Source organism: Pseudomonas sp. 24 E 13 (assembly GCF_900004715.1).
Taxonomy (GTDB): domain Bacteria; phylum Pseudomonadota; class Gammaproteobacteria; order Pseudomonadales; family Pseudomonadaceae; genus Aquipseudomonas; species Aquipseudomonas orientalis_A.
Window position 1 is genome coordinate 4,706 of the sequence record NZ_CVTO01000110.1, and the last position, 12,567, is coordinate 17,272.

11 protein-coding genes are annotated in these 12,567 nt (G+C 61.0%); 6 read left to right on the plus strand and 5 right to left on the minus strand.

Going from position 1 to position 12,567, the window contains the following annotated elements; translation table 11 throughout:
* Positions 1-135: 135 nt before the first annotated feature.
* Complete coding sequence (locus BFP90_RS10850; protein ID WP_065888196.1) at positions 136-543, minus strand: PA2817 family protein; 408 nt, start codon at positions 541-543, stop codon at positions 136-138.
* Positions 544-618: 75 nt separating this feature from the next.
* The gene (locus BFP90_RS10855; RefSeq protein ID WP_065893679.1) at positions 619-3,066 is read right to left on the minus strand and encodes an acyl-CoA dehydrogenase; all 2,448 of its coding nucleotides are present in this window, start codon (positions 3,064-3,066) and stop codon (positions 619-621) included.
* 362 nt (positions 3,067-3,428) lie between these two features.
* On the opposite strand from BFP90_RS10855, the gene BFP90_RS10860 reads away from it, so the two are divergent.
* From BFP90_RS10860 to BFP90_RS10870, 3 genes are all read left to right on the plus strand, one after another.
* Positions 3,429-4,046, plus strand: a complete 618-nt coding sequence (locus tag BFP90_RS10860; protein WP_065896655.1) for a glutathione S-transferase family protein — start codon at positions 3,429-3,431, stop codon at positions 4,044-4,046.
* 135 nt (positions 4,047-4,181) lie between these two features.
* Positions 4,182-5,114 carry an ABC transporter ATP-binding protein gene (locus tag BFP90_RS10865; protein WP_065893681.1) on the plus strand — a complete coding sequence of 311 codons (933 nt, stop codon included), beginning with the start codon at positions 4,182-4,184 and terminating at the stop codon, positions 5,112-5,114.
* Entirely contained in the window at positions 5,111-5,890 is a 780-nt protein-coding gene (locus BFP90_RS10870; RefSeq protein ID WP_065896656.1) for an ABC transporter permease, read from the plus strand. Before BFP90_RS10865 ends, BFP90_RS10870 begins: the two co-directional genes overlap by 4 nt.
* 132 nt (positions 5,891-6,022) lie before the next feature.
* On the opposite strand, the gene BFP90_RS10875 is transcribed toward BFP90_RS10870, so the two are convergent.
* Complete coding sequence (locus BFP90_RS10875; protein WP_065896657.1) at positions 6,023-6,562, minus strand: TetR/AcrR family transcriptional regulator; 540 nt, start codon at positions 6,560-6,562, stop codon at positions 6,023-6,025.
* 121 nt (positions 6,563-6,683) lie between these two features.
* Here BFP90_RS10875 and BFP90_RS10880 point away from each other — a divergent pair, with 121 nt between their 5' ends.
* From BFP90_RS10880 to BFP90_RS10890, 3 genes are all read left to right on the plus strand, one after another.
* The gene (locus BFP90_RS10880) at positions 6,684-7,883 is read left to right on the plus strand and encodes an MFS transporter (protein ID WP_065896687.1); all 1,200 of its coding nucleotides are present in this window, start codon (positions 6,684-6,686) and stop codon (positions 7,881-7,883) included.
* Positions 7,884-7,961: 78 nt separating this feature from the next.
* Positions 7,962-9,110, plus strand: coding sequence for a TDT family transporter (locus BFP90_RS10885; protein WP_065896658.1), 1,149 nt, complete (start codon positions 7,962-7,964; stop codon positions 9,108-9,110).
* A gap of 57 nt (positions 9,111-9,167) precedes the next feature.
* Positions 9,168-11,042: an MFS transporter gene (locus tag BFP90_RS10890; RefSeq protein ID WP_065896659.1), complete on the plus strand. Its 1,875-nt coding sequence runs from the start codon at positions 9,168-9,170 to the stop codon at positions 11,040-11,042.
* 107 nt (positions 11,043-11,149) lie between these two features.
* On the opposite strand, the gene sugE is transcribed toward BFP90_RS10890, so the two are convergent.
* The gene (gene sugE, locus BFP90_RS10895; protein WP_065888204.1) at positions 11,150-11,464 is read right to left on the minus strand and encodes a quaternary ammonium compound efflux SMR transporter SugE; all 315 of its coding nucleotides are present in this window, start codon (positions 11,462-11,464) and stop codon (positions 11,150-11,152) included.
* Between the two features lie 105 nt (positions 11,465-11,569).
* Complete coding sequence (locus tag BFP90_RS10900) at positions 11,570-12,535, minus strand: bile acid:sodium symporter family protein (RefSeq protein WP_065893685.1); 966 nt, start codon at positions 12,533-12,535, stop codon at positions 11,570-11,572.
* Positions 12,536-12,567: the final 32 nt, after the last annotated feature.

The window sequence follows — 12,567 nt, forward strand, 5'->3', positions numbered from 1 at the left end:
GTGACCCGCCGTCAGGGCGGAACCCTAAGTGGCCGTTACCGCAGAAACGGATATGTACTCGATCTGATCCGCCATCCTGGTCGGCCCAGAGGCCGCCATCGGGGGCAAGCCCCCTCCCACACAAGCCCCTGATAATCAGTGCTTGCTCTGGTCATCCGGCATGGCCAGCAGTTGCTTTTCCTGGTTCCAGTCGAACGGTTCGTCGTTCAGCTCGGCTTCATAGCGACGTTCTTCAAGGGCCTGGTACAGGTCCAGTTCTTCGTCGGGCATGAAATGCAGGCAATCACCGCCAAAGAACCACAGCAGATCGCGCGGCACCAGGTGGGCGATCTGCGGGTAGCGCAGGATGACCTGGCTCATCAGGTCCTGGCCCAGGTACTGGCTTTCGATGGGATCGACGGGCAGCAGGGCGCGCAGTTCGTCGAAACGTTCCAGAAACAGCGAATGGCTTTCCTCGGGTACCTGTTCGGCTTCGCCGACGGCAACCAGGATGCTACGCAGGTGGTCGAGCAAGGCGAGATGATCGGCAACGACGTTGGACACGAGATAAGTCCTCTAAAGCAAAAACGGGCGCGAGAGTATATGCCTCTCGCGCCCGTTTTTATATGACCGCCGGTATCAGCGGACTTTACCCTCAGCCTGCATCAGCTCGTCCTTGCTGAAATCATCCACGTCGATCACCTTGCGACGCGCCGCTTCGGCGTCGCGCAGGGTTTGCGCTTCGGCCGGTTGCAGCACGCCGGCGTGCAGCGCGGCGTCGATGGCGGACTCACCGGCAGTCGGTTTGACCTGTCCGCTCTTGAGCGCGGTGTGCAGTTTTTTCTGCAGGGGATGGCTGGCGCCGAGCAGGTCATAGGCGTGTTGCAGCGCGCCCACCGGATCTTCCGCCGATTGTGGGCGATAGCAGCCCGCCAGCAACTCTTCCAGGGTCGGGTCGCCCTTGGCGCGGCCGATCACGGCGGCAACCTCGGCATCCAATGCATCGGATGGCCCGGTATGACGACGCCCGAACGGGAACACGATCACCCGCAACAGGCAGCCCAGGATTTTATTCGGGAAGTTGCTCAGCAGTTCATCCAGCGCACGCTCGGATTGGCCAAGGCTTTCCTCCATGGCCCAGGCGAACAGCGGTTCCAGGTGGTCCGGCGAATCCAGGTCGTGGTAGCGCTTGAGCGCCGCCGAGGCCAGGTACATGTGGCTCAGCACATCACCCAGGCGCGCCGACAGGCGTTCGCGGCGTTTCAACTCGCCGCCCAGCAGCATCATGCTCAGGTCCGCGAGCAGGGCGAACGCGGCGGCCTGGCGGTTCAGCGCGCGGAAATAACCCTGGCTCAGACGGTTGCCCGGGGCCTTTTCGAAGTGACCGATGCCCAGGTTCAATACCAATGTACTGGCGGCGTTGCTCACGGCGAAACCGATATGTTGCATCAGCAGGCCATCGAACTCCTTCAACGCCTGGTCATGGTCTTCACGACCGGCCAGGGCCATTTCCTTGAGCACGAACGGATGGCAACGAATCGCACCCTGGCCGAAGATCATCAAGTTGCGCGAGAGGATATTCGCGCCTTCCACGGTGATGAAGATCGGCGCGCCTTGCCAGCTGCGGCCCAGGTAGTTGTTCGGGCCCATGATGATGCCCTTGCCGCCATGTACGTCCATGGCATGGCTGATGCACTCGCGGCCGCGTTCGGTGAGGTGGTACTTGAGGATCGCCGACAGCACCGAGGGTTTTTCGCCCAGGTCCACGGCATTGGCGGTGAGCATGCGAGCGCTGTCCATCAGCCAGGCATTGCCGCCGATGCGTGCCAGGGCTTCCTGGATACCTTCGAAGGCTGACAGCGGCACGTTGAACTGTTCACGGACCTGCGCGTATTGGCCGGTCACCAGGCTGGTGAACTTGGCGGCGCCGGTGCCCACCGCAGGCAGGGAGATTGAACGACCCACGGACAGGCAGTTCATCAGCATCATCCAGCCCTTGCCGAGCATCTCCTGGCCACCGATGAGGAATTCCAGGGGAATGAAGACGTCCTTGCCCGAATTGGGGCCGTTCATGAACGCGGCGCCCAGGGGCAGGTGCCGGCGGCCGATTTCCACACCCGGGGTGTCGGTAGGGATCAGCGCAAGGCTGATGCCCAGGTCTTCTTCGTCGCCCAGCAGATGATCCGGGTCATGGGCCTTGAATGCCAGGCCGAGCAAGGTCGCGACCGGGCCGAGGGTGATGTAGCGCTTTTCCCAGTTCAGGCGCAGGCCGAGGGTTTCCTTGCCTTCCCACTCACCTTTGCAGATGACGCCGGTGTCGGGCATGGCGCCCGCATCGGAGCCGGCCAGCGGGCCGGTCAGGGCGAAACACGGAATATCGTCGCCACGCGCCAGGCGCGGCAGGTAGTGGTTGCGTTGTTCGTCGGTGCCGTAGTGCAACAGCAACTCGGCGGGGCCCAGGGAATTGGGCACCATCACGGTGGACGCCAGATCACCGCTGCGGGTGGCCAGTTTCATCGCGACCTGGGAGTGGGCATAGGCGGAGAAGCCCTTGCCGCCGTATTCCTTGGGAATGATCAGGGCGAAGAAACCATGAGTCTTGATGTGCTCCCAGGCCGCAGGGGGCAGGTCCATGGCCTGGCCGATTTCCCAGTCGCTGACCATGGCGCAGAGCTCTTCGGTGGGCCCGTCGATGAACGCCTGTTCTTCTTCAGTCAATTGCACCTTGGGGTAGGCCAGCAATTTGTCCCAGTCAGGACGCCCGCTGAACAGTTCGCCGTCCCACCACACGGTGCCCGCGTCGATCGCATCGCGCTCGGTTTCGGACATCGGCGGCAGGACTTTCTGGAACCAACTGAACAGCGGCTTGGTGAAGTATTGGCGGCGCAGGTCGGGCAGCAACAGCGGCAGGGCCACGACGGCGATCAGCACCCAGAAAATCAGCAGCAGCCAACCCGGGGCATGGCTCCAGGCGCCCATCGCCAACAGGTAGACGGCGACCACACCCAGGGCAGGCAGGGGCGCAGTGCGCCGGTGTGCCAGGTAGGCAATGCCGACCACCAGAACCAGTATCCACAACAACAGCATATTCAATCCTCCGTGAAACCAGGGCGAAACCACCAGGGAGCTTAGACGGCGTCCGGCCAAGCGGGGTGATCAGGGTGTTACAAGTTTGTACTGGGGACAGCCATCAGTGCGCTATGTAGCTGAGTACCGCTTCATCGCCAGCCTCTTCATCAGTGACCGCCCTGTGGTGGTGGAGTTCGCCCCGAGACGTCGCGGAACCCATGGGGATTTATATGACCGGTCAGTCTTCGCCGTGCAATCGGTGAGACTGTGCGTTGCGCTGACTCAATGCCGGGCGCCATGCAGAGTGATTCAAGCCGCGCCTGAACCGGCGTATGCTGCGGCGTTCATCAAGCCATGTTCAACAACGATAAGGCGCGGTCATGCTGAAAATCTGGGGTCGTAAAAATTCATCAAACGTCAGGAAAGCACTGTGGTGCGCCGAGGAGCTCGGCCTGGACTATGAGGCAATTGATGCGGGCGGGGCGTTTGGTGTGGTCGACACCCCGCAATATCGGGCCTTGAACCCCAATGGCCGGGTGCCGATGATTGAAGATGGCGACTTTGTACTGTGGGAATCCAACACCATCGTGCGCTACCTGTGCGCCAAGCACGCGTCGGAATTTTACCCCAGTGACCTGCAAATCCGGGCCAGCGCCGAGAAGTGGATGGACTGGACCACCTCGACGCTCGCCGATCCATTCAAGGCAGTGTTCTGGGGCATCCTGCGTACACCCGCCGAAAAGCGCAACTGGGACGTTATCAACGCCGGGCGCCAAGCCTGCATCGATGCGCTCGACACCGTTGAACAAGCCCTGGCTGCGCAACCCTACCTTAGCGGCCAGGCGTTCGGCATGGGCGATATCCCACTGGGCTGCTTCATCTACGCCTGGTTCGAAATGCCCATCGAACGCCCGTCAATGCCTAACCTGGAAGCCTGGTACCAGCGCCTGCAACAACGTCCGGCCTACCGCAAAGCGGTGATGACCGCGTTGACTTAATACACACTATTAATACGGGTGACTGTACTTGTGCAGCGCGGGCACGCACCATGCTCGCACCTCATCGCAGGTTGAACTACCTGCGGTGTGCCCTCATCTATTGTTTCTATTCTTTTCTTTGGTGCGTAATCAGATATGAGTTCCGCTCTGTCCATCCGGCAGCTAACCAAAACCTACGGCAACGGTTTCCAGGCCCTGAGTGGTATCGATCTGGACGTTGCCGAAGGTGACTTCTTCGCCTTGCTCGGCCCCAACGGTGCCGGCAAATCCACCACCATCGGTATCCTCTCGACCCTCGTCAACAAGACCAGCGGCACGGTGAATATCTTTGGCCATGACCTGGACAAGTCCCCGGCGGCGCTCAAGCGCTCGATCGGCGTGGTGCCCCAGGAATTCAATTTCAACCAGTTTGAAAAGACCTTCGACATCGTCGTGACGCAGGCCGGCTACTACGGCATCCCTATGAAAGTCGCCAAGGAGCGCGCCGAGCAGTACCTGACCCAACTGGGCCTGTGGGACAAGCGTGACGTGCCTTCGCGCTCGTTGTCCGGTGGCATGAAGCGCCGCCTGATGATCGCCCGCGCACTGGTGCATGAACCGCGCCTGCTGATCCTCGACGAACCCACCGCGGGTGTGGACATCGAGTTGCGTCGTTCGATGTGGACCTTTCTCACCGAGCTGAACGAGAAGGGCATCACCATCATCCTCACCACGCACTATCTCGAGGAAGCTGAACAGCTGTGCCGAAATATCGGCATCATCGACCACGGCACCATTGTCGAGAACACCAGCATGCGTAACCTGCTGGGCCAGCTGCATGTGGAAACCTTCCTGCTCGACCTGAAGAACAATCTGTCGGCGCCGCCGCAACTGTTGGGCTACCCAAGCCGTCTGGTGGACAGCCACACGCTTGAAGTCCAGGTGGACAAAGCCATGGGCATCACTGCGCTGTTCAGCCAACTGGCGACTCAGAACATCGAGGTAACGAGCCTGCGTAACAAAACCAATCGCCTTGAGGAGTTGTTCGTGTCCCTGGTGGAGAAAAATCTGGCGAAGGTGGCGGTATGAGTTCCGAACTGCAACCCAACCTCGTCGCGCTTCAGACCATCGTCTACCGCGAGGTGAAGCGCTTTACCCGAATCTGGCCGCAGACCCTGCTGCCACCGGCGATCACCATGGTCCTGTACTTTGTGATCTTCGGTAACTTGATCGGTCGGCAGATCGGTGACATGGGTGGCTTCACTTACATGGAGTACATCGTGCCGGGCCTGATCATGATGTCGGTGATCACCAACTCCTACGGCAACGTGGTGTCGAGTTTCTTTGGCAGCAAATTCCAGCGCTCCATCGAAGAACTGATGGTTTCACCGGTGTCGCCGCACACGATCCTGATCGGCTACACGTTGGGCGGCGTGCTGCGCGGCTTGATGGTGGGCGTGATCGTGACCTTGCTGTCGTTGTTCTTTACTCACCTGCAAGTGCATCACCTGGGGGTCACCATTCTGGTGGTGGTACTGACGGCCACGATCTTCTCGCTGCTAGGCTTCATCAACGCGGTATTTGCGCGCAACTTCGATGATATTTCGATCATCCCGACGTTTGTGCTGACGCCGCTGACCTACCTGGGCGGGGTGTTCTACTCCATCACGTTGCTGCCGCCGTTCTGGCAGACCGTGTCCCTGGCCAACCCGGTGCTGCACATGGTCAACGCCTTCCGCTACGGCATCCTGGGAGTGTCGGATATCAAGATCAGCGTGGCGATCACCTTCATGATCGTTGCCACCATCGTCTTGTACGTCGGATGCACGCGATTGCTGGTGAGCGGGCGTGGGATGCGGACGTAATACTGGTTAAACGCGGTTGAAAATGTGGGAGGGGGCTTGCCCCCGATAGCGGTGTGTCAGTTGCAGATCAGCTGGCTGACACACTGCCATCGGGGGCAAGCCCCCTCCCACATTTGGTTTTGTGTCAGGCCTTCAGACTTGCAGTGCCAGGTCGATCAGGGCATGCAGCTCTTCGACGCTCAGGGGCTCTGTCGAAAACAGAATACGAAACACCGTGGGCGCCGCGAGCAGGTTGATCAGGCGGTCCACGCTGGGGACTGCCTGCTCCGGGTAACGATCGACAATGACCTGCAATTGCCCGCTCAAGATACTCACGCAATACCCCGGCGTCAGGCTGCACTGCACGTCGCGCATCATGTTGCGCCCGGGCTCCGAACTCATTTCGTCCAGGTATTGCTCAGCCCAGGCCAGCAGGTCGCCGCGCAGGCTGCCGGTAGTGGCCGGCTCGGTGTCCGGGCGCATGCGTGCCAGGGCTACGTCAGCCAGCACGGCGGAGAGGTCGCCCCAGCGACGGTATATGGTCGAGGGGGTGACGCCCGCGCGTGTCGCAATCATCGGTACGGTGATGGTGGCGCGTTCATGGGCCTGCAGCAGTTCGCGGACGGCCGAATGCACCGATTCTTGTACCCGGGCACTACGGCCCCCCGGGCGAAGGCCTTCTTTGATCGCCATGGATAAAACCTTAACACAAAGAATTTGCTTTAAGCGTCGACGGGTAGCACACTTCACAAAAGCAAAATATTAGCTTTAGCGGAGCGTGCCTATGTCAAGCAAGCCTATGTCCAGCAAGCCTATGCCCAGCAACCTTTCTCAACGTTCCAGCCTGACATTCCTGGTCATCACCGTACTGACCTTTCTCGCCGCCTCCAGCGCGCCGACGCCCCTGTATCAGGTGTATCAGGACAACCTGCATTTCTCCGCAGCGATGCTGACGCTGATCTTTGCCGTGTATGCCGTGAGCCTGCTGGCGGCGCTGCTGACGGTGGGCTCGCTGTCGGATTATGTCGGGCGCAAGCCGGTGATTTTCGTCGCGTTGGTCCTGAATATCGTGGCGATGCTGCTGTTTATCAACGCCGACAGCACCGCCTACTTGATTGCCGCGCGCGCGCTGCAAGGTTTCGCCACCGGGACGGCGACGGCAGTCCTGGGTGCGACGTTGCTTGACACCGACCGCCTGCGCGGGCCGATGCTCAACAGTCTCGCGCCCATGCTGGGAATGGCCAGTGGCGGCCTGGGCAGCGGTTTGTTGGTGGAATACGCACCGTGGCCGACCCAACTGATCTACTTCGCCCTGCTCGGATTGATGGTGCTTCAGGCGTTGTATGTCTGGCGCTTGCCGGAAACCGTCAGCCGCATTCCGGGGGCCTTGAAGTCCCTGGCGCCGACTCTGCATGTACCGAAGCAGGCACGCCGTGCCCTGGCCTTGGCCATGCCGCTGAATGTGGCGGTATGGGCGTTGGGAGGGTTCTTTTCATCCCTGGCGCCCTCCCTGGTGCGGGCCGCGACGGGGTCGACGTCGCACCTGATCGGCGGTGGCCTGGTGGCGGTGATCACCCTCAGTGGTGCGGTGATGATCTACAGCCTGCGCGAGCACCCTGCGGACAAGGTCATGCGGCTGTCGGCGGTACTGCTGGCGACCGGCGTGGCACTGTTGCTGGTGGCTGTGCAAAGTGCCAGCCTGTGGCTGTTCTTTGCGGCCAGTGTGGTTGCCGGCCTGGGTTTCGGCGGCGGGTTCATGGGCAGTGTGCGTAGCATCGTAGGGTTGGCGTTGCCTCACGAGCGAGCGGGCTTGATGTCGGCGTTCTATGTACTGAGTTACCTGGCGTTCTGCCTGCCGGCGCTGTTGGCCGGTAACCTGAGTCGCGAATTCGGTCTGATCGCGACCACGGATGCGTACGGCGCGCTGATTATTCTGCTCGCCGTGGGTGCCTTGGCCGGACTGTCATGGCAGCGCACGCCAGTGCCGAACATCTGTAAAACAGATAACTGTTAGAGATATTACCCGTTATATAGATATTCGATACGCCATCTATGATGGCTGCAACCTCATGCGAGGAAGAGGATTGCCATCATGACCTGCTCGACAAGCATCAGCTATAAACCCTTCAGCCACCTGACCCGCCCCCGGGAAGTGATTCGCCAGTTCACCCCGAACTGGTTTGCCGCGACCATGGGGACCGGCGTGCTGGCGCTGGCCCTGGCGCAACTGCCGGTCAATCTGCCCGGTTTGCGTGCGGTCGCCGAAGGCCTGTGGATGTTCACCATCGGCCTGTTCGTCTTGTTCAGCGTGCTGTATGGCGCACGTTGGCTGATGTTTTTCCACGAGGCGCGGCGGATTTTCGGGCATTCCACGGTCTCGATGTTTTTCGGCACCATCCCCATGGGTCTGGCCACCATTCTGAATGGTTTGCTGCTGTTCGGCCTGCCGCGTTGGGGCAGCGCTGTGATTCCCCTGGCCGAAGCCCTGTGGTGGCTGGACGTGGCCATGGCGTTGGCCTGCGGTGTGTTGATTCCGTTCATGATGTTCACCCGCCAGGAACACAGCATCGACCAGATGACCGCAGTTTGGCTGCTCCCGGTGGTGGCCGCCGAAGTCGCCGCCGCCAGCGGTGGCCTGCTGGCGCCGTACCTGGCCGATGCCCATGGGCAACTGGTGATGCTGGTGACCAGTTACGTACTCTGGGCGTTCTCGCTGCCGGTCGCCTTCAGCATCCTGACCATCCTGATGCTGCGCATGGCCCTGCATAAACTGCCCCACGCCAATATGGCGGCCTCGAGCTGGCTGGCGCTGGGCCCTATCGGCACCGGTGCCCTGGGCATGTTGCTGCTGGGCGGCGATGCGCCGGCGATCTTTGCCGCCAATGGCCTGCCGGGAGTCGGCGAAATGGCCAACGGGCTCGGCCTGGTGGCCGGCATCACCCTGTGGGGCTTCGGCTTGTGGTGGATGTTGATGGCGGTGTTGATCACCCTGCGTTACCTGCGCGGCGGTATTCCGTTCAACCTGGGCTGGTGGGGCTTTACCTTTCCGCTTGGGGTTTACGCGCTGGCCACGCTCAAGCTTGCCAGCGTGCTGCACCTGGGGTTCTTCAGCGTATTGGGCAGTGTGCTGGTGGTGGCTCTTGCGCTTATGTGGCTGATCGTGGCCACACGCACGGTGCAGGGCGCCTACAAAGGCGAGCTTTTTGTTTCGCCATGCATTGCGGGGCTAGCGAATAAGTAAGCGGGATTAGGTAAAGTCGTGGCCTGACTAATAACAGGCCACGCAGGAACACGGACGATGAGCCACCCCTCACAATTCACCTTGCTGCGCACACGGCGTTTCCTGCCGTTTTTCATCACCCAGCTTTTGGGCGCTTTCAACGACAACATCTTCAAGCAGTCGCTGATTCTGGCGATTCTCTACAAGCTCAGCATCGAAGGCGACCGTTCCATCTGGGTCAACCTGTGTGCCTTGCTGTTCATCCTGCCGTTCTTCCTGTTCTCGGCGCTGGCCGGGCAGTTTGGCGAGAAATTCAATAAGGACGCGTTGATCCGCGCGATCAAGCTCGGTGAAATCGTGATCATGGCCGTGGGCGCCACCGGTTTTCTCTTCAATCACCTGGAATTGATGCTGTTGGCACTGTTCGCCATGGGCACCCACTCGGCGCTGTTCGGCCCGGTGAAATATTCGATCATGCCCCAGGCCCTGCACGACGATGAGTTGGTCGGCGGCAACGGCCTGGTGGAAATGGGCACGTTCCTGGCGATTCTTGCCGGCACCATCGGCGCGGGCATCATGATGTCGTCCACCCATTACGCACCGGTAGTGGCCGTGGCGATTGTCGGCGTGGCGGTGCTGGGGTACCTGGCCAGCCGCAGCATTCCACGGGCGGCGGCCTCCACGCCGCAATTGCGCCTGGATTGGAATATCTTCACCCAATCCTGGGCCACGTTGCGCATGGGCCTGGGACAGACCCCGGCGGTGTCGCGGTCCATCGTCGGCAATTCATGGTTCTGGTTCGTCGGCGCGATCTACCTGACGCAGATTCCGGCCTACGCCAAGGAATGGCTGTATGGCGATGAAACCGTCGTGACCCTGATCCTCACCGTGTTCTCGGTGGGGATCGCCCTGGGCTCGATGCTCTGCGAAAAGCTCTCGGGACGTAAAGTGGAGATCGGCCTGGTGCCGTTCGGCTCGTTCGGCCTGACGGTGTTCGGCCTGCTGCTGTGGTGGCACTCCGGCGGCTTCCCCCAGAATATCCAGGCCAACGACTGGCTGGCGGTGCTCGGCTACGGGCAGGCCTGGTGGGTGTTGTTCGATATCCTCGGCCTGGGCGTGTTCGGCGGCTTTTACATTGTGCCGCTGTATGCGTTGATCCAGTCGCGCACCGCCGAAAACGAGCGTGCGCGCGTGATCGCGGCCAACAACATTCTCAATGCACTGTTCATGGTGGTGTCGGCCATCGTGTCGATCCTGCTGCTGAGCGTGGCCAAGCTGTCGATCCCCGAGTTGTTCCTGGTGGTGTCGCTGCTCAACATCGCGGTCAATACCTACATCTTCAAGATCGTGCCCGAGTTCACCATGCGCTTCATGATCTGGCTGCTCAGCCATTCCATGTACCGCGTCGAGCACCGCAACCTGGAACGGATTCCGGATGAAGGCGCGGCCTTGCTCGTTTGCAACCATGTGTCGTTTGTCGATGCGCTGCTGATTGGTGGCGCAGTGCGTCGGCCGATTCGTTTTGTCATGTACTACAAAATCTACCGCTTGCCGGTGCTCAACTTTATCTTCCGCACCGCCGGGGCGATTCCGATTGCCGGGCGTCACGAAGATATCCAGATCTACGAAAAGGCCTTCGCGCGGATTGCCGAGTACCTGAGGGAAGGCGAGTTGGTGTGCATCTTCCCGGAAGGCAAGTTGACCGGCGATGGCCAGATGAATGAGTTTCGCGGTGGCGTGACGCGCATTCTGGAAGAGACGCCGGTGCCGGTGATTCCGCTGGCGTTGCAGGGGCTGTGGGGCAGTTTTTTCAGTCGCGATCCGAACAAGGGGTTCTTTCATCGGATCTGGTCGCGGGTGGTGCTGGTGGCGGGGGAGCCTGTTCGTACAGAGGACGCGACGCCTGCGCAGTTGCAGGCTGTGGTCGGTGTTCTGCGGGGGAGTGTCAGGTAGTTCTGTGCTGGAGGGACTGGCCTCATCGGGGGCAAGCCCCTCCCACTTTTGATTTGTGAGCGCATTCAAAATGTGGGACGGGGCTTGCCCCCGATGGCGGTAGCGGCCTACGCGCTGATCTTGAGCCCAATCAGCCCGCAAATGATCAACGCCACGCTGGCCAACCGAAATAACGCCATGGACTCCCCAAACAGAATAATCCCGGCGATCACCGTGCCCACCGCACCCACGCCGGTCCATACGGCGTAGGCGGTGCCCAACGGCAATTCTTTCACCGCCAGCCCCAGCAGGCCAAGGCTGATGGCCATGGCGGCGACAGTGAGTACGGTGGGCAGGGGCTTGCTGAAGCCGTCGGTGTACTTCAGGCCGACGGCCCAGCCGACTTCAAACAACCCGGCGAAAAACAGAATGATCCAGGACATGATGACCTCGCTTCTTCAGGCGGGGTCGTCCCCGGAGTCAACGCGCATTGGCGTCGCGGGGTCGTCCCCGCGAGGTGCCAAGAGTGCCGAACATGGGCCGGTCGATCAAGTGGGCGGGGTATTCTCCAGCGCGCGGCGATCTTCCTTCTCGCTCATGCGTCGAAAGTAAGTCGAGAGCAACGCCCCGGAAATATTGTGCCAGACGCTGAACAGCGCACTGGGCACCGCCGCCAGTGGCGAGAAGTGCGCACTGGCCAACGCGGCGCCGAGCCCGGAGTTCTGCATGCCCACTTCCAGCGCCAACGACTTGCGTTGCGCCAATGGCAACTTGAACAGGCGCCCGGTGAAGTAGCCGAGCAGGTAGCCGAAGCTGTTGTGCAGCATCACCACGGCCATGATCAACAGGCCCGACTCGGCAATCTTCGCCTGACTGGCGGCGACCACGGCAGCCACGATGATCACAATGCTGACCACCGAGACCAGTGGCAGCACATCGACCGCATGACGAACCCGATCACCCAGCAAGCGTTGCGCGACTACGCCGAGCACGATTGGCAGCAGCACCACTTGCAGGATCGACCAGAACAGCTCCATGAACGACACCGGCAGCCAGGCCGAGGCCAGCAGCCAGATCAGCGCCGGGGTGAGCAGCGGGGCGAGGAGGGTGGTGACGGCGGCGATGGCCACCGACAGTGCCAGGTCGCCACGGGCCAGCCAGGTCATTACGTTGGATGACGTACCGCTTGGGCAGCAGCCCACCAGAATCACGCCAACGGCAATTTCCGGCGGCAGGTGAAAGACCTGGCACAACAACCACGCCACGCCGGGCATGATCACAAAATGCGCGACCACGCCCAGGGCGACGCGCCACGGATGGCGGGCGACCTCGGCGAAGTCTTCGAGTTTCAAGGTCAGGCCCATGCCGAACATCACCAGGCCCAGCAGTGGGACGATGGCGCTTTTCAGGCCGAGGAACCAGCTGGGTTGGAGAAATGCGACGACGGCAAAGATCAACACCCAGTAGGCGAAGGTATTGCCGACGAAGCGGCTCAAGGCGGCGAGTGCGCGCATGGAGGGTGTCCTTTCTTGTTCGATTTTTGAAT

Coding starts and splice junctions, on each gene's coding strand:
- BFP90_RS10890 (WP_065896659.1), top strand. CDS start 9,168: ATGAGCCACCCCTCACAATTCACCTTGCTGCGCACACGGCGTTTCCTG.
- BFP90_RS10885 (WP_065896658.1), top strand. CDS start 7,962: ATGACCTGCTCGACAAGCATCAGCTATAAACCCTTCAGCCACCTGACC.
- BFP90_RS10860 (WP_065896655.1), top strand. CDS start 3,429: ATGCTGAAAATCTGGGGTCGTAAAAATTCATCAAACGTCAGGAAAGCA.
- BFP90_RS10870 (WP_065896656.1), top strand. CDS start 5,111: ATGAGTTCCGAACTGCAACCCAACCTCGTCGCGCTTCAGACCATCGTC.
- BFP90_RS10855 (WP_065893679.1), bottom strand. CDS start 3,066: ATGCTGTTGTTGTGGATACTGGTTCTGGTGGTCGGCATTGCCTACCTG.
- BFP90_RS10875 (WP_065896657.1), bottom strand. CDS start 6,562: ATGGCGATCAAAGAAGGCCTTCGCCCGGGGGGCCGTAGTGCCCGGGTA.
- BFP90_RS10865 (WP_065893681.1), top strand. CDS start 4,182: ATGAGTTCCGCTCTGTCCATCCGGCAGCTAACCAAAACCTACGGCAAC.
- sugE (WP_065888204.1), bottom strand. CDS start 11,464: ATGTCCTGGATCATTCTGTTTTTCGCCGGGTTGTTTGAAGTCGGCTGG.
- BFP90_RS10880 (WP_065896687.1), top strand. CDS start 6,684: ATGCCCAGCAACCTTTCTCAACGTTCCAGCCTGACATTCCTGGTCATC.
- BFP90_RS10900 (WP_065893685.1), bottom strand. CDS start 12,535: ATGCGCGCACTCGCCGCCTTGAGCCGCTTCGTCGGCAATACCTTCGCC.